This window comes from Nitrincola schmidtii (assembly GCF_008973715.1).
Taxonomy (GTDB): Bacteria; Pseudomonadota; Gammaproteobacteria; order Pseudomonadales; family Balneatricaceae; genus Nitrincola; species Nitrincola schmidtii.
This window is the reverse complement of the sequence record NZ_WBOL01000019.1, coordinates 22,127-44,261: the sequence shown is the minus strand read 5'-3', so window position 1 is coordinate 44,261 and position 22,135 is coordinate 22,127. Positions and strand designations below refer to the sequence as shown.

At 42.2% G+C, this 22,135-nt stretch carries 20 protein-coding genes and 1 tRNA gene; 1 reads left to right on the top strand and 20 read right to left on the bottom strand.

From position 1 onward, the window contains the following. Positions 1 to 94 precede the first annotated feature (94 nt). The 18 genes from F7R24_RS14010 to F7R24_RS13930 all read right to left on the bottom strand — a co-directional run bounded on the left by F7R24_RS14010 (position 95) and on the right by F7R24_RS13930 (position 15,545). Entirely contained in the window at positions 95 to 1,126 is a 1,032-nt protein-coding gene (locus F7R24_RS14010; RefSeq protein WP_206057567.1) for a type II restriction endonuclease, read from the bottom strand. 67 nt (positions 1,127 to 1,193) lie between these two features. Next, the gene (gene dcm, locus F7R24_RS14005) at positions 1,194 to 2,450 is read right to left on the bottom strand and encodes a DNA (cytosine-5-)-methyltransferase (protein WP_151671889.1); all 1,257 of its coding nucleotides are present in this window, start codon (positions 2,448 to 2,450) and stop codon (positions 1,194 to 1,196) included. An 83-nt stretch (positions 2,451 to 2,533) separates the two neighbouring features. Beyond that, entirely contained in the window at positions 2,534 to 3,931 is a 1,398-nt protein-coding gene (locus tag F7R24_RS14000) for a plasmid recombination protein (RefSeq protein WP_151671888.1), read from the bottom strand. A gap of 159 nt (positions 3,932 to 4,090) precedes the next feature. Continuing rightward, positions 4,091 to 6,301 carry a site-specific integrase gene (locus F7R24_RS13995; RefSeq protein ID WP_151671887.1) on the bottom strand — a complete coding sequence of 737 codons (2,211 nt, stop codon included), beginning with the start codon at positions 6,299 to 6,301 and terminating at the stop codon, positions 4,091 to 4,093. Between the two features lie 1,376 nt (positions 6,302 to 7,677). Continuing rightward, complete coding sequence (locus tag F7R24_RS13990; RefSeq protein ID WP_151671886.1) at positions 7,678 to 8,031, bottom strand: hypothetical protein; 354 nt, start codon at positions 8,029 to 8,031, stop codon at positions 7,678 to 7,680. Positions 8,032 to 8,443: 412 nt separating this feature from the next. After that, entirely contained in the window at positions 8,444 to 9,376 is a 933-nt protein-coding gene (locus F7R24_RS13985) for a hypothetical protein (protein WP_151671885.1), read from the bottom strand. Beyond that, positions 9,363 to 9,521, bottom strand: a complete 159-nt coding sequence (locus tag F7R24_RS14630) for a hypothetical protein (protein WP_168926842.1) — start codon at positions 9,519 to 9,521, stop codon at positions 9,363 to 9,365. Before F7R24_RS14630 ends, F7R24_RS13985 begins: the two co-directional genes overlap by 14 nt. Positions 9,522 to 9,862: 341 nt before the next feature. Beyond that, the gene (locus F7R24_RS13980) at positions 9,863 to 10,951 is read right to left on the bottom strand and encodes a helicase RepA family protein (protein ID WP_168926841.1); all 1,089 of its coding nucleotides are present in this window, start codon (positions 10,949 to 10,951) and stop codon (positions 9,863 to 9,865) included. Beyond that, a complete protein-coding gene (locus tag F7R24_RS13975) occupies positions 10,944 to 11,360 on the bottom strand; it encodes a CHC2 zinc finger domain-containing protein (RefSeq protein WP_151671883.1) in 417 nt (138 codons plus the stop codon). The genes F7R24_RS13980 and F7R24_RS13975 overlap by 8 nt, the downstream gene beginning before the upstream one ends. Next, on the bottom strand, positions 11,357 to 11,716 hold the full coding sequence (locus F7R24_RS13970; RefSeq protein WP_151671882.1) for a hypothetical protein: 360 nt from the start codon (positions 11,714 to 11,716) through the stop codon (positions 11,357 to 11,359). Before F7R24_RS13970 ends, F7R24_RS13975 begins: the two co-directional genes overlap by 4 nt. Next, positions 11,713 to 12,030 (bottom strand): helix-turn-helix transcriptional regulator, encoded by a 318-nt coding sequence (locus F7R24_RS13965; protein WP_151671881.1) that lies wholly within the window; start codon positions 12,028 to 12,030, stop codon positions 11,713 to 11,715. The genes F7R24_RS13970 and F7R24_RS13965 overlap by 4 nt, the downstream gene beginning before the upstream one ends. 44 nt (positions 12,031 to 12,074) lie before the next feature. Beyond that, a complete protein-coding gene (locus F7R24_RS13960) occupies positions 12,075 to 12,524 on the bottom strand; it encodes a hypothetical protein (protein WP_151671880.1) in 450 nt (149 codons plus the stop codon). Between the two features lie 232 nt (positions 12,525 to 12,756). Continuing rightward, positions 12,757 to 12,978 carry a hypothetical protein gene (locus F7R24_RS13955; RefSeq protein WP_151671879.1) on the bottom strand — a complete coding sequence of 74 codons (222 nt, stop codon included), beginning with the start codon at positions 12,976 to 12,978 and terminating at the stop codon, positions 12,757 to 12,759. 140 nt (positions 12,979 to 13,118) lie between these two features. Then, positions 13,119 to 13,361, bottom strand: coding sequence for a hypothetical protein (locus tag F7R24_RS13950; RefSeq protein ID WP_151671878.1), 243 nt, complete (start codon positions 13,359 to 13,361; stop codon positions 13,119 to 13,121). Positions 13,362 to 13,395: 34 nt separating this feature from the next. Further along, complete coding sequence (locus tag F7R24_RS13945; RefSeq protein WP_151671877.1) at positions 13,396 to 13,641, bottom strand: hypothetical protein; 246 nt, start codon at positions 13,639 to 13,641, stop codon at positions 13,396 to 13,398. Between the two features lie 16 nt (positions 13,642 to 13,657). Continuing rightward, entirely contained in the window at positions 13,658 to 13,960 is a 303-nt protein-coding gene (locus F7R24_RS13940; RefSeq protein WP_151671876.1) for a DUF3077 domain-containing protein, read from the bottom strand. Between the two features lie 10 nt (positions 13,961 to 13,970). Beyond that, a complete protein-coding gene (locus F7R24_RS13935; RefSeq protein ID WP_151671875.1) occupies positions 13,971 to 15,245 on the bottom strand; it encodes a tyrosine-type recombinase/integrase in 1,275 nt (424 codons plus the stop codon). Between the two features lie 212 nt (positions 15,246 to 15,457). Continuing rightward, positions 15,458 to 15,545, bottom strand: a tRNA-Ser gene (locus F7R24_RS13930). A gap of 172 nt (positions 15,546 to 15,717) precedes the next feature. Here F7R24_RS13930 and F7R24_RS13925 point away from each other — a divergent pair. Then, complete coding sequence (locus tag F7R24_RS13925; protein WP_151671874.1) at positions 15,718 to 16,704, top strand: calcium/sodium antiporter; 987 nt, start codon at positions 15,718 to 15,720, stop codon at positions 16,702 to 16,704. Here the strand turns inward: F7R24_RS13925 and F7R24_RS13920 are convergent. Beyond that, positions 16,701 to 19,547, bottom strand: coding sequence for an EAL domain-containing protein (locus F7R24_RS13920; protein ID WP_151671873.1), 2,847 nt, complete (start codon positions 19,545 to 19,547; stop codon positions 16,701 to 16,703). The genes F7R24_RS13925 and F7R24_RS13920 overlap by 4 nt on opposite strands. A gap of 23 nt (positions 19,548 to 19,570) precedes the next feature. Further along, entirely contained in the window at positions 19,571 to 22,126 is a 2,556-nt protein-coding gene (locus F7R24_RS13915) for a response regulator (RefSeq protein ID WP_151671872.1), read from the bottom strand. Positions 22,127 to 22,135 lie beyond the last annotated feature (9 nt).

Here is a 22,135-nt window from a genome sequence, read left to right as displayed (position 1 = left end):
TAATAATCTGTTGCCAGATGTGTCGCTTGGTTTGGTTGCTCATACCGACCTCCATCGATTAAAAGTGATGGAGATAGTGTGTCGCGGTTACATCTTAAATTATAGGTGCTGTTTTATGGGCGCTTACGGACGACTTAACACCCAACATAGTCAGCTTTAATTCATCAAATAAAGGATCAAAATATTCCTCTTGACCGGGAAATATAAAATCAGGTTTCGACTTATTTTCAGTTATTGGTGTTCTAGAATACTGAACACCGCACTCCTTAAAAAGGGCTTCAAGGTGATTCTCTAACGCAAGACCCGCACGACTTTTTCTTCGATTCTGGACCGATAAAGAAAAAGAAATAAATCCATCTACATCACCATCGAAGCCTTGTGATAGTCTTTCACCTATCATATGTTTTTCCAAAGTCCGAAACAGAATTTCCTCTCTCTCCATCCAAGCCATAAGAACTTCATCCTGCCCATCTTCTGGATGAAGATCAGGTAAAGTAGACCTAGCATAAAGAGAGAACTCTCTTGTAGTTGGAAATTTCCCTGAGAAATTTTGTATCATCTGATCTAAATAAGATTGGTCATTTACTTCAACCTGCACCCCAATACTTTCAAGTATAAATCTGGATGCAAACTCTATGCGATCTTGTTCTGTTTCAAGCTCTTCCCGAACTGAAAAGCCGGGATGAATCAAACTTCCAACACCAAAAAGCCAAAGCAATTGTTGCGATATGGTTGTTTCAGCTTCGGCAACTATAGATAACAACGAATTGTCAGGTCTTTTGGCTATAATTAGGATGTCACCCGCACTTGCCAACTGTGACACATGATTTGTAGGAAAATAAAGGCGGTACTCCCACCGCATCACACCACGCTCTAATCTCGCCCTTTGCCTAGCATCATACCAAGTAAGAAATCCATCTTCTGTCACTGGATCACCATCATGATCTGTAAGATAAACAAATTTAGCTGGATATTTTTTCTTTCCCTCAGGTTCACCCAATAGGTTTCTTAAACCCTCGACTCCATTAAATTCATGCTGATTAGAAGCTAGCGTGTCAGCTTCAACAGCGCTTAGCACTTTTACCGCAACTCCATGAAAATACTGAGAAAGATATCCTTTTTTCATCCTGTTACCATATTAAATATAGATTTTGCTAAAAAACATACATCAAGGCTTTCTCTTGACAACACCATCAGATTATTAACGGAATCTGATGCTGCTGCTTTTCTTCGACTGAAAGTCGCTGTAGATGAGGATGCATGATACGCGCAACTTCTTTCATTACTGGCATAACTACACTGTTTCCAAACTGCCTATATGCTTGCGTATCGCTGACTGGAATAATATAACAATCAGGAAAACCCATTAATCTAGCACACTCTCTAGGCGTCAAGCGTCTAGGTCTTTTATTTTCACCCTGAGATACCAGAATTTCAGACCCATCTTTATAATATCTTGCTGAAAGTGTTCGAGTAACTGAATTACCATCAACCAAACCAAAACCAAACCCATTTCCAGCTTTGCGATGTTTTTCAGCATATTCTTGCAGATATTTCCATAAATTAGGCGTCAATGTATATTTGCTATTAACATTAGCCAAATCACCATGTGTATATGGCTCTTCAGCCAACTCAGTTCCATCCTGTGGATGAAGAATAGTCGATAAAACAACCGACCCCTTATCTGGAAGATTCAAATCGTCCCATGAAAAATTAGTTTTTCCATCAAATCCTACTATAAGAACCCGTTCACGATGTTGAGGAACAAAATGCTGACCATCAATAACTTTATAGTGAACCTCATATCCAAGCTCATCTACAAGTGTCTGTAAAATAACTTTAAATGTATTACCTTTGTCGTGTGACAAAAGGTTTTTTACATTTTCTAACAAGAAAGCCTTTGGTCTTTTCTTTGAGATGATTCTTGCTACATCAAAAAAAAGAGTGCCTTGAGTTGTACATTCAAAACCATGTGGTTTCCCCAGTGCATTTTTCTTAGAAACACCTGCAATACTGAAAGGCTGGCAAGGAAATCCAGCTAATAGAACATCATGATCCGGTACATCTCCTTCATCAACTAATGTAATATCACCCGCGAAAGTATGATTCGTTGTTTCAGGAAAATTAGCCAAGTAGGTTTGCTGGGAAAACTTATTCCACTCACTTGTAAACACACATTGTCCACCAAAGGCTTCAAACCCAAGGCGAACACCACCAATACCTGCAAATAAATCAATAAATTTAAATGATTTTTTATCTATTCTACTTTTCTCTACGAGTGGTAAAACTCTTTGACGTATTACGTCCGAAAGATACGTAGGAGGATCATTTTCTAGCACCTCCCAACGTCTAATTGTTCTAACATCAACATCCAGAATAGAAGCAAGTTCCTTCTGTGTGTACAACGTTCTAGCTGTACGCAGTAGGTGTATAGTGTCTGTTGAATGCATATTTCTAACCTTAGGGATTGTTTGAGGACATTATGTCCGCTTTTATTCCCTAGATCAAGGATTAACTGTACATTTAAACAGTATCAAGGCTTAATGATAATTTCATTTAATGATGAATCCATTAATACCTGACTAGTAGCCGTCAATTGATCAAAGTATGCATCAATTTGACCAGAGAAATCTTCAACCGATTTGTTTTTAATCACAATTTTCTGAATTTGCTCAAAATGCTTCTCTAGAGCACCCTTTTCTTTTAACTGAGGGTAATCATCAACTGAAACAGAAAGTGCCCTCTGAAGCGATTTTAGAGCATCTTCCGTTACACGATGCTGACGTTGCATAGATTTTTCTTTACCCACCTGTCTACTCAGCTCATCAACTTTGTCACGCAACTTAGATAATTGTCCATTTAGTCGGTCTTCAGCCTTTTTCTCTATCCGTTGAGTAATACCAAGCCACCCAAGAAATTTACCCAATACACCATCGTACTTTGACATCTGGCGGATACGCTCATCAAGCGTTGATTTTAACTTAACAACTTCTTTCTTTAGATCAGCCGCTTCTCTGGCGTCAAGCTCAGCTTGCTCCTTAAGGCGCCTTGCCTCAACCAACTGGTCATCAGCTAAAGATTTTTGTCTATCAGTCAACTTTTTCTGGCGATCAATTTCCTCCTGAGTTGCGTCGATCATCAGTTGCGCCTGATCTGACGCCTTGGCTAACTCTTCATCAACTAAATGGTCAATACTTTTCCCCCTTAAAAGGGATTTAGCAAGTAAGTCCAGTTGAGCTTGCTCTTTCTTCCACTCAGCGCGACTCTTTCGCCTACGTTTTGGTCCGAGTCTAGCTTGACCATAAAAAATTGCGACATCGTCGTGATACTTGTCCTGAAAACGTCTCATTTCGGCAGTGTAGGCATTGTTTCCAAGCTTCTTCCCTAACGCTGTCCGATCATTCCCTTGAGCCGCTTTTCGGGCTTGTTCACCCTTGTGAATAATCTTAAAGTCATCAGATGGTTCAACGTCACCAATCAAAATGTGAATATGAGGATGGGACTCATCCCAATGAATGGCAGCCACCAGAACTAATCCATTAAATTCAGCCTCTGCAAATTTAATGGTATCGTCAGCCCATTGTTTGATTTCGTCTATGGCGTGGGTACGATCCAATTCTGACATTGAATTAATATCTTCAATCGATGTTGGATGACTTGCGATTAAGCCGATCCCGACATTAGCATCTTTGCGGATATTTCGTTTCTTGCCACCGTGGATTACTTTGCTGTTATCGGCGGCATGAATGATCGCCTCTGCCGATTCAATAAATGAAGTGCCCTTCAGGTATTCGGGTGGTTGGGGAGCAGTCACATGAGGGTGGCTACCTGTATCACGGTTCGCTTCTTGAGCGATAGAAAGTAAACTACGTTTCTTAGCATTTCCTGTACGGGCATAAGCTTCGTAATGGATAAATTGAAATCCAGCCATAAATAAAAATCCTTTTCATTTTTCAAGTCCTTGTTTTAGTTTGTTTTCAAAGCGTGGGTCTAAGACCCAGTGACCGACTATGTCTTACCCATTTTCCCTACGGTCGATGGGGAAGACGTCGGTCAAGGGGATACCCCTTGAAACCCCCAAAAGCGCAAATCATGCAACTTTTTGGAGTCTTCTTTTCTTCATAAAGAGGTAACTATCTCTTCTTGCAATTTTCCACTTCAGTTTCTCAAATCGTTCAAAGCTAACGCTTCGAACTAACGATTCAACTTCATCGGAGTATTTCACCAGATTGATCGCTTGCGCCTTTACCTCTATCTGGTGTCCATCACCATATCCTGCCGTACTGGTATCATGCTCATGTCCCAGAATGCTGGCAGAAATAGGTTCTGATCCTTTATCAAGACCCATTGCAAATCTTATTAGATCGGTAAAGGTGTGACGGAAGCTATGAAAGACCTTACCTTGAATGTTACTTTCGTCAATACAAAGATCTTTGTAGCCATTACGCTTAACAGGCTCTTGATCTAGCTCATCCTCTGATGGTGATACTGTTTCACCATTAAACCAACGACTTAGCTCACGCCCCCATTTTGAATGACTATCGTAACGAACTCCTTCAAAAAGCTTTTCTTTAGCTGGATTTTCAACTTCGCTGCGACGTCGTTTAACCCAGTCTAAAAAGCCAATATCGATTAATGTCTGGTGAATGGGGACATCCCGATAGGCGTTACTATTTTTCAACTCTTGACTGGAATGATCGGTTCCCACTTTGATGAAAGGGTAATTAAACACACGACCATGCCAATGCACTGCATCAGTCTTGATATCCGAGATATGTAATTGACATATTTCGTTAATACGCATACCACTGTACATGGCAACCAAGATTCCCCAAAAGTGAGCATCTGTCAGATTTCGCTTATTGCCAGTGTACTCACCAGAAAACACATAACCCTTTAATAAACCAATTAAATCTTCATTCGTAAAGGATACACGTTCAGTCTCTTGCTCTTGCGCAACCTCTGTTCCTGTCCTACCTTTTTTCTTATAAATCTTCATTTTTCCAGCAGGATTTGAGCCAATCAATTCCAAGTTGCAAGCTTCATTCATTACTTCACGGAAGCGATCAAAATATTCAGTTGCGGTATCCGTTGCGAGCCGCTTCACAGAGGGATCTGACATGAGGTCTGCTAATGAACGATGCTTCCTCTTTCCTTGGTGGCGATATAGGGGATATTGCAAAAGGTCGTTTTTGAGTTGTTGAACCTTCAAGGGTCGCAATTCACGTAACGGGGTATCATAACCGAGTAGTTCAACAACGCCTTTCATATAACCAACATATTTGTTGTAAGTGCTTGTACCCGCCTTATACCACTCTTCTTTATCCATCTGCTTAAAGTAGTACTCAACAAACTGACCAATGGATGTATTGCCATCCATGTCTTCAGGATTGTTAGAATTCGGCGTTGCCAGAGGGGTTGTTAATTCAGCGGTTTCAGGTTGATCGACATATTCCACGTCAGCATCCGTGTTTTCATCTAAGTGAGCATCGGATACGGGAGCATCGCTGATTGTCTCAACCTTCTCATCAGAGAGAATGATGCTTTTTTTCCCCTTTAAAGGAATTTGCTCAACTGAGCAAACCTCAGATGGAATCGACTCATCAGATTGAACATCTGTTTCGCCTATTTCATTAACCGATTGTTTTTCTTCAATATTTAATACTTCTTGCTGTTTACTAATGATGTGATCCCATACAGTATCTGGCAAATCTGGCGTATAGCTATCGCGGAAACATTCAATAAAATCGGTATCAATGACATTATTTGAACTTACATCATTGAATTTAAAAGAGTCTTTTTTACATGAAAGGGAAGAAGGCACAGGATAAAGACCCATTTCGTGTTCACGAAGTGCCTTTAATCCATTGATATTGTTTTCCCAATCCTTGGAAAGGAAAGAAATTACACTACCATCGGGGTGAACGTATCGTATCTGTTCCATGATCATATAAAAATCCCTCTTTGTTACGGCATGCCAGTCGCATGGCTCGTCTCCTGAAAATATGGTTATATTATTTAAATTGATATTATAACGGTTTAATATATCTTTTTTGAATATACTAAATCGACATAACTGCGCATTATAGTAACAAGTTAAAAATAAATCAATAGTAAAATTGACATTATTTACAAATTGGTATAGGCGCATCTTTGCTTCAGCATGATGACGGGTATTTAAAGACAAACGAATCTCTCGTCCAACGGACGGAAAAATATCTCGAAACTCTTTAGGAAGAACCGCTCTAAGGTAATAAATACCGCTGGGTTTTCGGTAGGTATGTGGTATCGAAGTTGGCATAAAATTCTACCCCAAGTGTCACCGTTAAGTGGCACACCAGAGAGCAATCATGGAGTCTTCGATAAAGTTTGACGTAACTTATTGATTAATAAGTAATTGGCGGTCAGGGAGTACGCCACAAAAACACCTTAAATAATTGATTATATTTATTTTTATAATCTGTAATTTTCAATTTTGCCCCACTTTTTGCCCCACTTTTAAAATGTTTCATTGGTTCGTGTTATTTTTTCATGTGTTTTAGTGATTTATATCGATCAATTCATAATGCCTTTTTTTATGAGCTTTCAGCGTCAACATGATCTTTAATCGGTTATAAGTGGTGCGCTTTACAGGTGCAGGAATCTACGCTGAGTTTGGGTTGTGTGAGTCGTAGCTATTCATTAGCAATAATTTACAGGACAAAAGCACCAGTGACGGGAATTAGCCTTTTTTAACTTTCACCATTAGTGACTTTTCCCTCATTGAGGGTAAAGGTTTTTCCCATCTCCCATTGAGGGCTTTTCCACAATCTGTGGTAAAGGGTCTTTTAAATTCCGCCATTGGCGGGAATTACCGTTTCTAACTTCCTCAAATTGAGGGTGTTGCTTTTACTCAGGCTGAGGATAAGGGGGTTGCGTTTTAGTGCCCCCTCGATGCTCTAATTGTAGCATCGGCAATCATAGCGAATTGCGATCTTTGCGGATATCTATCGTAAGAGGATGAACGAATCGTTCACCCCTTGACCTGATCTGATACCGGAATTCCGGTATCTTGTTAGATTTCCACCAATGGTGGGAATTAGATTTACTCAGCTTGAGGTAATTCGATCAACCAACGCAATCAACCGGATAAACTACCCGTTTTATGGGTGGTTTCGTCTATGGCCTGTAGCTAAGTAGCTGGATGCGCTTTATTTAAAATTACCGGACACTAGCGCCAGCTCTTGCCCGTCTCCTCAGATTGAGTAACCCCTATTTACCGTGTTGCTGTAGGTCTCCCCAGTTTTGGGGAAACCCTTTTGCGGTGCTGGTTGAATTGCTCCGGCTTCCACCATTGGTGAATCTCGAAAGAATCAATAACTTAGCTTTTCCGTTTGTTTCAGTAGGGTAGGCGCGTACTGTTGGGTATAACCAGTTTTGGGCTAACCCTTCAAAGCTGCTGTTGCTATCGATGCTTTAGAAGCGGGAATTCCTGCTTCTAACTTCACTAAGAAAATTCCCTGATTAAATTGGCTGGCGCTGTCGATATTTTAAAAGCCTTAATTTGGGCTACTAATGTCACTACGAAAGTTTCATAGTTGATTAACCAGCGCTGGAGCTGCTGAACCTCGCGCGTTAGTGGTGTTGAATTAGTGTTGAATTATGAATTCATACCAAACTTTTAACGCTTATTACCGATTACCAGAATAAATCATCTTCCTTTGCTGAATTTGGCTGGCTGCGTATCGATGTTAAAAGGCTTTTATGTTGGTGCATGGTTGGCCTGTATGAATTGATGAGTGGGAGCATGACTTTATACGCTGAAATTATGCGTGTTGTAATTTCATTATCTGGTGTTTTAGCCTTATACAACTCGTGTGCGCTTGCCATCACATAGAAATCCAGATTAAACCATTCCGGCGGCTCCCCGAACTCATCAATCAATTCATTCTGAAATGCGTCCAGTCTCACACGTGTCTGCTTATCAGCGTTCAATCTCACTTCAATAACGAATAATTCATTCTGGCGTGTGCGTTCATACATCGAAAGCATCTAAATCTCCAGTCTCATGGTTTGATATGTCTTTAGTGCTTAGATTTTGCCCCCATGTGGGGCAAACAATACAAACTCAGATTTAAAAACAAAAACTGTCAAACCCCGAGCCTCGAATTACCCACGTTTTCAAAACCAAGTTGGAAGTACCTTTTGGCTTTTCTAGGATATGGGTTTCATATGTTCTCGCACAGAAAGCCTTACTTGGTAATTAGTAGCGTTAGCAACTCTCTGTATCGTGGTTCTAATGTAAGATAATAGATCAATCATGATAATTAGCATTGATTGCTATTCATTAGTTTTATTAGCTTTAGCCTGTTTGTGGTGCATACATAGCTGAATTATTTGTTAGAGGATGGGTGTGCCTTCCCTGGCAAGCTTTAGCCGAGCTCATCAACGTTCCTAGTAAACATTACAATAATGAATCTGCCTTTATTCTCAAAAGCATTTCATTATCCATTATTGGCTTTATGGTAGTTGGATTTATACCGATATGATTCATACATTCTAGATCGATGGATGCACGATTATGTCTTATACTTCCACCAAACTGTGCACGTAATGAGTCATGACAAGCAAGCTCACACATCACTTCTTTAATATCATCAATTAGCTTGCTGATCCTGCAACCTGCCTTTTTATCAAGATCATCAAAGTGTTGTAGATATAAAGCCTTGCGCTTAGATTCAAAGCGGTCAATTTCTTCTTGCTTGCTTATGACTAGACCGTCAAAGCCTCGTCTAATACCGTTAAGCTCACCTGCTTTAACATTAGCCTTACTTAACTCAGCCTGAAATTTTTCTAAATCTGCCATGACGGATTTAACTTCCTGAGCAGAGGCTTTCCCGATTTCTTTGAGCGCGATCATTTCATTATAAAGCGCCTGAGCATTCTTCACTGACTCAACTAAATCAGATACATCAACATGAGAAACATCAGCCTTCTTTAGCAAAAGAGTCTCTAGCTCATCATCCAATAACTTTTTATTGTTTGATAATTCTTGCAGGTCACTTAGTGTAACTTCCGGCTGTTTTGACTTTAGATTTAATATATCTTCATCGAGTCTGTCAGACTGATCTCTCAAAGTGTTATACCTTAAAGCAACTTCATCAAAATCGCGCTGAGCTAATTCAACTGCTTTTTTGAGTTCTGAAATCTTTTCGCTTAATGTTAAACGACGTTCATTATTGGAATCGAGCTTAACATTTTCTGAATTCATCTTCGCTTTAGCTAGAAATGATTTTTTCTGGTCATACTCGGGTTGTAAATCCCTATATGCTCTAGTTATCTCATCAAGCTTTTCATATTTTGCAGCAATAGCCATTAATGACTCATAAGCAGTCATGAGCATCTCCTCTTGTAAGGTCTAGCAGCATTTTAGCGGCTCTAATATCACCAGCCTCAACAGCATTACGAATTAAACGGTAAGCTCTATTCACTTGTGCTTGTGATGGCTGAGGTATTACGGGTTTTTTTCTTTTTTGCGTCATGAATCTGGCTCCGATCTTGATACTGTTTAAATATACAGTAATTGGATAAAAATGCCTATGTTTTGCGCAATAATTGTGTGTTTATTTGATCTTTATAAATATAGATACAAACAGGAATTAATAGTTTTTTGGGGTTCTAAAAACACTCATTCCTCACTTACTCCTCACCTCACTTGTCTCCTCACCCACCTTTTTTTTAGGGGGTAGGTGAGGAGCATATAACCTAATGAAATAAAACAGAAAACAAACAAAAAATAGCCCAATTCCTCACTTATTTCTGTATAGTGCGGAAAAAGTGAGGAATTAACCCTTTTTCCTCACCTTGTTTTTGTTCTCCTCACTTATTCCTCACTTTCTTCCTCGCTTTTAATATTGGTTAATAATTTTCCGTCAATCTCCACCAGAACACCTCTTTCCAGCAATTGAGTTAATGTTCTAGAGAAATTCTTAATATCTAATCCCTGAGCTTTGAAGTCGTCGCGAATTACTTCCTTGCTGGTGGGCTCCTGTCTTGCCATTCGGCTTCTTACTGCCTGGTAAATAGACTGCTGATTAGAACTCAATGCTTTCCCGTCCGGCCTTTCTGGTGACGGGGTTCTGCTCTCATCCATAAGGATTAGGGAGTAAACGGGGTCTCCATCCTCATCAATTAGAACTTGTCTAGGCTGAAGATCAAAAGCCACCTCTTGGAATGGTTCAGAGTCTTTCTGTTTGGTGCAAAGCACGTTTAAAGCTTTGGTTCCTTGCTCACGCTTAACCAATAGTTCAGCATCCAGCGCACCTCGTAACGCACTTGAACCCCTCGCGCCAGCTTCCTCGTTCTTGCCTGAATGATGGATAAGTAAAACTGTCGCGCCAGTGTGGGCCTTAACATCATCACAGCCACGAATGAACGCGCCCATGTCTTTGGCTGAATTCTCGTCGGCTCCACCATAACAACGCGCCAGCGTATCGAATACGATCAACTTAATCGGCTCTCCGGTTTCCCTGGCTAACTGCTCGCACGTAGCTTTCAGCATTGCCACCTGTGCAGGATCGGCCGGAAATACAGGATGATCTATTCTGAATAGCAGCTTTGGGTCCGTGTCGTCATTATGCTTAAGCGCCCAGGCTTTGATCCGCTGCGGAACACCCACGCCACCCTCACCAACGACATACAACACAACACCCTTAGCAGTCTTTCGTCCATCCCATGTTTTGCCCGTTGCAATGTGTGCGCTCATACTAATCGCTAGGAAACTTTTGAATGATCCTGAAGCGCCATAGATTGCCGCTAGTGAGTTTTCAGGTAATACCCCTTTGATGAGCCAGCGCTGTGGCTTGTCGTATCCCTGCCAGCCACACATGACCGGAAAACAGCGCTTTCCCTGTAACGCTTCAATTTTTTCCAAGTCTTTAGTGATAGCATCAAAGTCTGATAGATCAGTCATGTAACACCCCCTCGATGCGTCCAATGCACTCATTCGCCTTGAGTACCTTTTCAGCTTCAGACGATGTTACATTGCGCCCTTTGGCTAGGTCAGATCGGGCAAGCTCAACATATAACTGAGCATCAAACAGTGCTTTCCTTAACTTATGTCGTTTCCATTCTGGTAATACTTCGCCAGGCTGCTTGGGTGTATTCGGGTATAAATCAACAACTCTAATTCCGATAGCTTCACAAATGTCATTTATGTGGCATCCAGCAAAGCAATGAAGTGAAAGCTTCCCGTCTGCGCGTTGCGAAATTTTAAGTGAAGGCGTCCGATCTTGATGAGCAGGACAACAAGCCATCCATTGGCCTGTTTGCCCTTTTCTCACCTTATCCAGACGACTTAATAGGTCATCTGGACTAATCATTGCTCTCTGGCCTCTCTCAGCTGCTTGAGTACCTGTTTTGCATGATTAAGATAATTAGGGTCAATGCTGTATCGTCTGAACCACGTAGGACCGTCATTTGCATGGGTATGGCTCACGTTCTCTTTGATGAACTCAATACCATGCTTTCGCTTAAGTTGTGAGATGGTGCTGTTTAAGCATGTGTCATTATACTGGTCCCAAGTATCAAACTTGACGACTCCCTGCTGACCAGCATTTAGAAGCATTTCCAGCGCCATCTCTGGCTTTGTTTTATGCTTGGGTTTGCGGCCTGAATTAGTTAGAATCTTATTTGACTGCTCAAGTCTGGCCCCTTCGGGGGCGTCCTTCCTGCTCATACATCACCCCCAAAAGCACTATGACTTTCAGCAATGCGAGCTGTATTCATGCGGTCAGCGTCCTTTTGACTTTCGATAATGTGAACTTTGCTCAAGTAGTCAGCATCTTTTTTACTTTCAGCAATCCGATCTTCCTTCCATTTTTCTATGTCTGATTTCAGCCACGCAACGGAACCACCTTTGCCGCTGGCGCTGCCGCTGGTGAGTCTGATCGGTTTAGGGAACTCTCCCTTATCCATTAATCGATAGATTGTTGAACGAGAAAAGCCTATCTCTGCCTCGACAGCATGACGTCGTAATAATGTATTACTCATGGGATACACCTATAAAAATCTAATTAGAAAAAAATAATTTCGTATTAGATTGAAATAGGGGGTGCTGCTGGTGGGGTGTTTATATCATAACCAAGCGCCAGCGGTGGGCGCTCAATAACGGTATCAGGAAGTTTCTCTTTAGTTGCTCTGTTCTGTTCTAGTATTTGCTGAATAATAAGGCTAATCAGCATGTAAACCGGATTAATAGACCTGTAACAATACTGCTCTTTGCCCTCTCGTACTGCTTTATGTGTTAAAGCATTAATTAGCTGTATACAGTAAAGCTTCATTTTAGAATGAACGGCTTCAATGTCCATTTCAACAGCTGATTTGAGCTCGTTAATTATTACTCTGGTAACAATAAGCTCGTTTTTATCTTCCTCTACTAAGCTGTCTAACTCGTAATCATCCAGCACGCGCTCACCAATCGCTTTATTAAGCGAATAAAGTGAAATCGTTAACTTTAGAAGATCTTTAAGACAACTGGTTTTCATTTATGATAACCCTGTACATTTACACAGATATACCTAAGTATAATCAAATAATCTTGCTTGTCAAACTGCTATGAAGTCATTTACAGATCTTATTCATTACTAAACCACCAGTACCAGCAAACAGTTCAATAAATAGTATTCCAAACTTGTCTGATAATATGATGAATAAAACAACCAGATTAAATTATTCCATTAGCCTGGCTGCTCACAATCTAAAGATCGACTTATTTTTTTAAGCATGATGGAGTTTTTCAAGTTCTCCTTTAATTGATTTAAACTTGTTTTGAAGATCATCCAGCATAGCGGCTAGGTAATCCGGTCTAATGTCTTTAAAGTGGTCATTTGCCACCATGCAAAGCGCCAGCGCTTGCCCGTGATCGGCTATTGCTTCGATGCGCTCTAATGTCGAATCAAGGTCATTTGTTTGGCTGGTTGCTGTGGTCTGTGTGGTCATGGTCTAGTTTCCTGTTCTATTGGCTGTGTCGTTGCTGTGGGGGTGTCTGCCGTTGGCTGATACTCGTCTAATTCATGTATGAGCCTGTTATAAGCCAGTTATGCGCCTTTAATGCTGGCGCTATGCTTCAGGCTTGCTTGTTAGCAGTAAACCCCGTGCGCCTTCAGAATGTCGTCATATCGCGCCTTGTGCGTTTCATTGGTTAGATCAAGATCAATAACGCTGTATTGTGTGGCGCTCAGGTCATCGATGAGGCTTTCAAACTCCCCTGTAACCCGTGTTAGTCCTCTATCCTCTAGCAAGGATAAAGCGGCCTCTATGTGTTCCGGCTGGATGCTTTCAACGCCTCGCGCCTTAGTTGCTATCAATGTGATGTGTTTCATGTTGCGGTTTCCTGTGCTGTGGTTGTTTGAGTGGTCAACAAAATACGCCATAGGTCGAGATAACCCGCCTAAATAGCTGTTGTTGTGCCTCATCTTTAAGGTTTACCGTGGTGGTTGTGTATTCGTTTCTTTCTAAGATGGGTATCAGCTTTTCAAATTCGCCTGTGCGCTCCTGATAGCCTTTTTCGTGAAGCTGGTTCACCAGTTCTTTAGCCTGTTCAGGTGGTAGGCTCTCTATTGCGCCTCTACGCTTGTAAGCTACTAGGGTCTTTATGGTCATGGCCTGTAACCCCTCTCTAATGGCTGGCGCTTTCGTTAATGGCCTGTTCCTGTATGTCCTCTAGCGTACCTATAACGGAATGTAGAACGGCTCTAGCGCTCTTCATGGCATGATGCGCCAGCACTGCCGGATCACCCTTTAACGGGTCATTCATAAAGGCATCATAAAGGGCGCGTTCTATTGAGCTAAAAAGGTCATCAGCGTATTGCAGCGCCTCGGCTGCGTTCACTCCGTCATTGACTCGGTATAGCTCCGTTTTTCCGCTTAACTGGCCAAGCTGTTTAAATGTTGCGCCACCTTGAATTTTTAACTCGGTCATTGTGTAGTCCTCATGCTTTCTTAGTGCGTTTAAACGTTAAAATGTTTGGTGCATCGGCTTGTGTGCGTAGCTGGTCCAAGTAATCAGCCCAGTGCTGCATCATCTCTCGACGTTGTTTAAGGTGTTTAGTCCGGTTGTATGATCTGCCGTTAGCGTCCCGAACTTCATGCGCCAGCTGTTGCTCAATCCATTCGATGCGATAATTCAACACCTCATCCAATAGGGTTCTGGCTGTTGCACGAAAACCGTGTGCGGTCATTTGCTCGTTGGTGTAACCAAGATCACGGAGCGCCTGTCTGATTGCGTTCTCACTCATTGGCCTACTATCACCCCGAGCAGAAGGGAAAACATAGCGGCTTGAGCTGGTCACGTTGTGGAGCTGCTGAAGAATCTCAATAGACTGTTGTGCGAGTGGAATAATGTGTTCTTGGTTAGTTTTGGATGAAACAATTTCAATGCGTTCCTCATCCCAATTCACCTGGCTCCATTCCAGCTGTCTTAACTCACCAGGGCGACATAACCAAAGCGCTTGGCATTTCATAGCCTGGGTGACGATGTACGAACCGGAACGGCCTTCAATGGCTGCCATTAGCTTTCCTAGTTCATCCGGTTCCGTTATTGCAGCAAAGTGGCCGCGCTTGGGTGTAAGTAGCGCTCCGGCTATATCTCCGGCTGGATTACGGTCACACTTCCCTATCGTTATCGCGTATTTAAAGACTTGATTAGCTGCTTGGCGTGTTTTCTGTACAGTGACGAGTATCCCTTTCTTTTCTACGTCTCTTAGTACGTCCAAAAGCTCTGGAGTCGTAATTTCTTTGATGGGCCTATGCGCCAGCCTGGGGAATAGATACATCTCCAAACAGCGCTTTGTTCTCTCTTGATGGGTCGCGCTCTTATCCAGCATCCGAACCTGAAAAAACTCTAATGCTATCGCTTTGAAGGTGTTCTCATCGATTGCGGTATTTTCTTCTTTCTTGGCTTTCTTCTGTGCGCTGGGGTCGATACCTTGCGCCAGCAACAACTTTGCTTCATCCCGAGCTTGCTTTGCTGCCTTCAGGCTTACGTCCGTTTTAGGGTCATTTCCATATCTCCCGATCGTCAGACGCTTTTCCTTGCCGAGATACTTATATTTCATGCGCCAGATTTTGCTGCCGGATGGAGCAACTTCTAGATATAGGCCACCGCCCACGAATTGACGATAAAGCTTTGCTTCCGGTGCAGCTGTGCGGCACTGAATGTCAGTTGTGATCTTTGCGCGTGTGGTTTTGGGTGTAATGTCGGTCATGCCATTCCCCTATGCTTGATCTGACAAGTGGGGCATGAATTTCAGAGTTTTGGGGTCATGCCCCATTCTTTGCCCCACTTCCTCTAAGTCTTGCCCCAGTAATTAAAAAGAAATGATGGGATAAGATAAGATCAAATATAGGCTTGAGGCCTAGTGTTTACAAGGGGTTGAGAATTTTGTGAGACTGGGAAAAACATGATTGGAATGGTTGATGGCGGTCAGGGAGGGATTCGAACCCTCGATACGTTGCCGTATACACACTTTCCAGGCGTGCTCCTTCGACCACTCGGACACCTGACCGTTTTGTAGAGGCGCGTATATTAACAGACTTACCTTAAATCACAAGAGGAAAACTGGGTATTATCCGTTATAATCAACGCCGTTTAGTGTTTTCATCTGGGATACATTCGAATCTTGTAAACCAATCCTCTAAGACTTACCAAAACTTTTCTATCTTTTCGGAGACGACATCATGTTACTTGCCTTAGTCGCTATTGTGCTGGGCTTAGCGTTACTGGTTTGGAGTGCTGATCGGTTTATCGACGGTGCTGCTGCAACTGCATATTATTTAGGCATGCCACCTTTATTGATCGGCATGGTAATTATCGGCTTCGGTACATCGGCGCCTGAGTTGTTTATTTCTGCTCTGGCGGCCTCTCAAGGAAATCCTGGACTAGCTCTTGGTAATGGCTATGGATCAAACATTGCTAACATAGGTTTGATTTTAGGACTTACCGCTTTGCTGAGTCCTATCGCGGTGAAAGCTTCTGTCTTAAGAAAAGAACTACCCATTTTAGCGGCAATCACTCTGCTATCTGGTCTACTGTTAATCAATGGTCAAATCTCGCGTTTGGACGCGGGAATTATGCTCGTGGTCTTCACTGGTGTCATGGCTTGGAGCATTAGAGAAGGATTCAAGGGCCGAGCTGAACCCATTGTTGGCACAACGGATGATGTTGTTGATCCTGACCAAATGAGCATGAAACAAGCAATTATCTGGTTAGTGATTGGTTTAGCCTTATTAATTGTCAGCTCTAGAGCACTGGTATGGGGTGCAGTTGAAATTGCGACATCGCTGGGAGTCAGTGACCTTATTATCGGTTTAACCGTTGTGGCAATAGGCACCTCTTTACCTGAGCTAGCGTCCGCCTTTGCTTCAATTAAAAAAGGCGAGCATGATTTAGCCTTAGGTAACGTGATTGGCTCAAACCTATTCAATACCCTTGCTGTCGTGGGTCTAGCAGGCCTTATTCATCCATTGAATGTTGACCCAGAGTTGCTAACTCGAGACTGGCCTGTAATGGCTGCATTAACGGCAGCCTTATTCGTAATGGGTTATGGTTTTAGAGGTCGATTAGGACGTATTAACCGCATCGAAGGCGGTATTTTACTCTGCGCTTTTATCGGTTATACCAGCTATTTACTGTTAACCCTCACTCGGACCGCCGGAATCGTTTAGGCACTTTGTTTGCGTAAATATAGGACTTCCTGATTGGGTAAAGGGTAACCCAACAGGAAGCCTTGCACACTATCGCAGCCACTGGCTTTTAGGAAACGTCGCTGTTCTTCTGTTTCAACGCCTTCTGCTAGCACTTCGATATTTAGGCTTTTTCCTAAGGCAATAACGGTCAGGATAATTGCTTCATCTCTAGGATTGGTACCAATATCTCTGGTAAAGCTATAGTCTATTTTCAACCTATCCAAAGGAAGTTGTTTAAGTCGATTTAAAGAAGAGTAACCAATACCAAAATCATCTATCGCTAGTCGGTAGCCCGCTTCTCTTAATAGATTGAGCTTCTGAATGGTGTAGTCAGGATCTTGCATGATCAAGCCCTCGGTTATCTCTAACTCTAACTGACCATGAGCAATACCAAAGCGGTCTAAAATAGCATTAATATGCTCTATAAAATCAGCTTCTAGCAATTGCTTGGGTGAGATATTGACCGCAACCGGAGGCACCATTAAGCCTTGCTCTTGCCAAATGACAATCTGTTCACATGCCATTTCAATCACTTGCCAACCTAGAGGCACGATCAAATTGGTTTCTTCAGCTAACGCGATAAACTTGCCTGGCAGCATCAATCCCTTTTCTGGATGTTGCCAACGCACCAGTACTTCTAAGCCACAGACGTCACCATTTTTAAGCGAATACTGAGGTTGAAAATGTAAAACCAGTTGGTGTGAATGGATGGCAATGCGTAAGTCTTGCTCTAACTGGAAAGAGTTTAACGCCTCTTCGGTCAATTCTGTGCTGTAAACTTCAGAACAGTTTTTCCCCTGTGCCTTCGCTTTGTACATAGCGGTGTCGGCAAATTTGATTAGAGTGTCTAAATCTTCTGCTTGGTCAGGATAGTGACTGATCCCGATACTGCAGGTCATTTGTAGCTTGTGGCCATCTATTTGTAATGGAATCGTGCATAGGTTAAGAAACCGGTCAGCTTCATCAGCACCGCGTTGTACATCCCCTTTAACCATCAGAATGAACTCATCACCACCGGTTCGGAACAATTCAGAATCTTCAACTAATCGTCGAGAAAGATTTAAAGACATACTTTGTAACAGCTTATCCCCTATCTGATGACCCAAACTATCATTAATCATTTTGAATCTATCGAGGTCGATAAACAGTAAACTGAAAGGTTGCTTATCTTTTTGATCAATATGCTGTGATACGGTTTCCATTAACATATAGCGATTGGGAAGTCCCGTTAGCATATCGTGTCGTGCTTGATGAGCTAAAGTTTGCGTTTGACGATTCACAAGATCCGTCAGCAAGCGTTCGCGATCATGCATACTTAAAACTAACAAGCTGCCCATACAACCGACTAATACCAGCAGTGTTTGCATCAATTGAGCATTACTGGCTTGGTTCATTGAAAAATAGGTAGAACCTGCTTCCGCTTGAATATTCCAGACTTGCTGGGCAATACCAATTTCAAACTCTGTGCTGAGGGTATTTTTTCCTAAACCAGAATATTGATTGCTGTAGAAGTGCTCGCCAAGTCCTGATTCAAATAATCTAAAGGTAATGTACTCTATACCTGCTTGTTCAAGAGCCGCATTGAACATTCGTTCAACGGTGAAGACTCCGACCATAAACCCTGTTAACTGCTTATTGCCCATTAAAGGATTGTCTTGATCAAGTAAGGTATACACTGGATGAAGAATTAACATCCCAGGCTCATCCGGAGCTTGGGTAAGATTCAGTATTTGCGTGGCAATCGGACGACCTTGTTCTTGCGCCTTAATAACCCAGCGCCGGCGGTCTTCAATCGATAGAAGATTAAAGCCAAGTGCAGGACGGTTGTATTCTATGGGTTCTACAAACTGGACTGGAATCAGTGGGTCATCAGGATAAAGTGACGCGCCATAGACTTTGAAATTAGGTTCGTTGAGAAGCTGCTGCGTTTTTGCTTCAAAGACCTCTAGCTCATTAGGCAATACAACCGGATCCCATGAATAGGCTAACACCGAGGGATTGCGTTGTTGGATTTCTAACACCATCGCCCTAAATTCTGCTGGATTTGGATCAATAGGTCCTGAAAAGGCCTGACCTAAATGAGATAAATCGGCTAAGTTTTGCTGAATAATGGCTTGAAGCTGTGAGTCGAGTACTTTTACATCTTGCTCAAAACTTCGCTTAAACTGTTGTGATAGATGTGCGAGAAACAACTGATTGATCATCAGTACGATGAAAATCACCATCGAGAGTTGCAATATCAGTCGTAATTGACGTTTAGGCCGATGTTTTTCAAATAGTTCAAAGCATGCCAACAATAACGGGGTTACCAAAATCGCACCGAAGGTATCACCCATCCACCAGCTTAACCAGTCATTTAAGAAACCAGCACTGCCCTGATTGTCTGATAGCAGATAAATAGCTGAACTACCAATCGTGGCACTGATGATGCAGGTTAAAAATCCAGCAAACAGGATAAATTTTAACAACCCTTGAACATTTTGAGGCCTTAACGGGTTGGCTCTGTAGCGCTTGATCAAAGCACTTGCCACAACAGCATGAAGCGTTGCACCAACTGCAATACATAACGCTGTCAGAATAACGTTAAACGGTAAGCTATTTTGAAAACTATAGGGAAGCCAAAGATTGAACAGCACGCTTCCCAGAAAAACGCCAGGGACAACCGGAAAACCAAATCGTAATACGGCAGCTAAACCTATACCGGTGGGAACCCATAACGGGACTATTTGATCATGAAGTCCTGAACCTGCCACTAACAGCCCTGCGCCTGCGTAACATATAGCAAGTGCAATGATAGCAACTGAAAAATTTAAAACACGCAAAGTAAACCCTCTTAAACGGGATACTACAACCTTTGCTGAAGCTGAGGAAGTAATTGATTGATAGCATCTTCTAGTTCATGCATTAAGTCAGAGCAATCTTGCTGTTTCTTGGCTGCTTGCTCTAGATTTAAGGCTGCCGTCGTGGCTTGACCGGCACAGAAAGTGGCTAGCAACCCTTTCAAGGTGTGTGCCGTACGAGCGGCACTCATGTAATCCGACTGCTCTAATTCTTGAGTTAAATTCGCCATATACTCAGGGACTTCATGAAGAAACATCTCTAATACTGATAACAATAATTCTTCTTCACCACCGATCATCTCAAGTGATTCTTCCCAATTGTACAATGGCATATCATTTGTGGACATAACGCTTCCTATTTCTGGCTGAAAAAGAACTTCAGCGCTAGTTGTCGACTCAATTTGATCTGTATCTTTATCTAACGACAAGGCTATCATCATCTCATCCAATGATGGGTTACCTTGCTGACTATCATTAATGGTTGATTTACCGTACTGGGTAACCATTTTACTCATTTCACTAAAAAGTAAATCAGGTCTGATAGGTTTAGAGACATACCCATCCATACCTGCAGCTAAGCATCGCTCTTTATCACCCTGCATAGCATTCGCTGTCATGGCAAGGATAGGCACTTTAACTGATGAATGCGATGATTCAAAATCACGAATTTGCTTTGTCGCTTCAAGACCATCCATCTCTGGCATCATGAGATCCATCAGTACCAAGTCAAACGACTGACTTTTAAAAAGTTGTAGAGCTTCTAATCCGTTGTGAGCCAAGATCACGGAAACATTTTTCTTTTCCAAAAGCTTCATGGCTACTCGTTGGTTAATGGGATTGTCCTCAGCCAGTAATACAGTAATACCTTGTAAAACATCATAGGCATTTCCAGATGTAACTGGTTGTCGCTGATACTCTAACTGACACAATTGTTCCTTCAACGCTCTTCTTAACTCCGATAGCGTCAATGGCTTGGTTAAGTATCCGGCAATGCCCAGATTCTTACAGCGTTGAGCATCTCCCGATTCTGCTGATGAGGTTAAAATCAGTGTACGTGTACTTTCCAACAAACCCTGATCACGCAGCTTTTCAACAGTGGTATAACCACTCATACCGGGCATCCAGGCATCCATTAAAATCAACCCATAGGATTTTCCTGAGCGCAAAGCTTGTTGAGCAATGTAAATAGACTCTGGGCCTGAAGCACATACGTCAACCTGCACGCCAATTTTCTGCAGCATAGCGAAAATAACTCGTCGATTCACCGGTTCATCATCTACCAACAGAACTTTTTGTTGAGCTAAATCTATATCGACTCGTCCAACTTCTTCTGGGGATTGTGCAACGGTTAGTGGCAGATCAAATTCGAATCGAGACCCTTCACCGAGACGGCTAGAAACCGAAACAGTTCCTCCCATCATTTCGACTAATTGTCGGGTAATAGATAAACCCAATCCTGTACCTTCATACTTCCGATTCGTGGCAGCATCTACTTGCTCAAATGGATTGAAGATATAGGGTAAACGATCATCAGGAATACCTATACCGGTATCTTCAACAACAAAATGAAAGTGCGGTATTTCGGTCTTATCGATATAAGCGACACTAAGCTTCACTTCACCCTGTTCAGTAAACTTGATCGAATTACCCACCAAGTTAGTAATAATTTGACGCAAACGACTTGGATCAGCTTCAACATATTGAGGTAAATTTTCAGAAATGTCGTAATGTATCTGCAGCCCCTTAGCCCAAGCTCTCGAAGCCAGCGTTTTAACAGAAAGTCCTACTAACTCTAGCAGGTCAACAACTTCCGTTTGCAGATCTAGCTTACCGGCTTCGATCTTGGATATATCCAAAATATGATTAATGATTTCAAGAAGATTCGTAGCAGATAGTTTTGCCAGATCCAAATGTTCACGTTGTTCACGATCTAAATGGGTTTCTAACACCAGATCCAACATACCGATTACACCATTCATCGGTGTTCTAATTTCATGGCTCATATTGGCAAGAAACTGACTTTTAGCAATACTGGCGGCTTCAGCAGCACGTATTTGCTGTTGCAGCGCTTCTTCATAGCGACATGCTAAGGCTGCGCCGGCAAGCTTGGACATGAGTTTTTGAAGAGACGCCTTTAAGTCATCACTGAGAGGTTGATCCGCCTTTTGTAATAAAAGCACACCAAAATCGGGTAATGAAAACAGATAACGATAGGACCCTGTTTCTTCAAAGACTCTTGGTAACTGCTGCATAAAAGCACTTAGCTGCATACGATCAACGGGAAAGGATGCTGTCTCAATCAAGGTTATAATGTCAGCTTGTTTGGTAAAACGTCGCGGTAAGCTCAGTTCATTTTCCCATATCAATTCCATCGAGCAGATATCATGACCTGCTTGATCTTGCATCTTGCTTTGTTCAAAACTGAATACTGCACAACCGTTAGCATTTAGAACACGCATCATGGTTGAACAACACTGACGCATCATTTCTTGCATATGCAAACTGTTACCAATCGACAAAGCAATTTCGTACAGTAGTTCAGTTTCGTTGACTTGGCTCAAATTGAATGA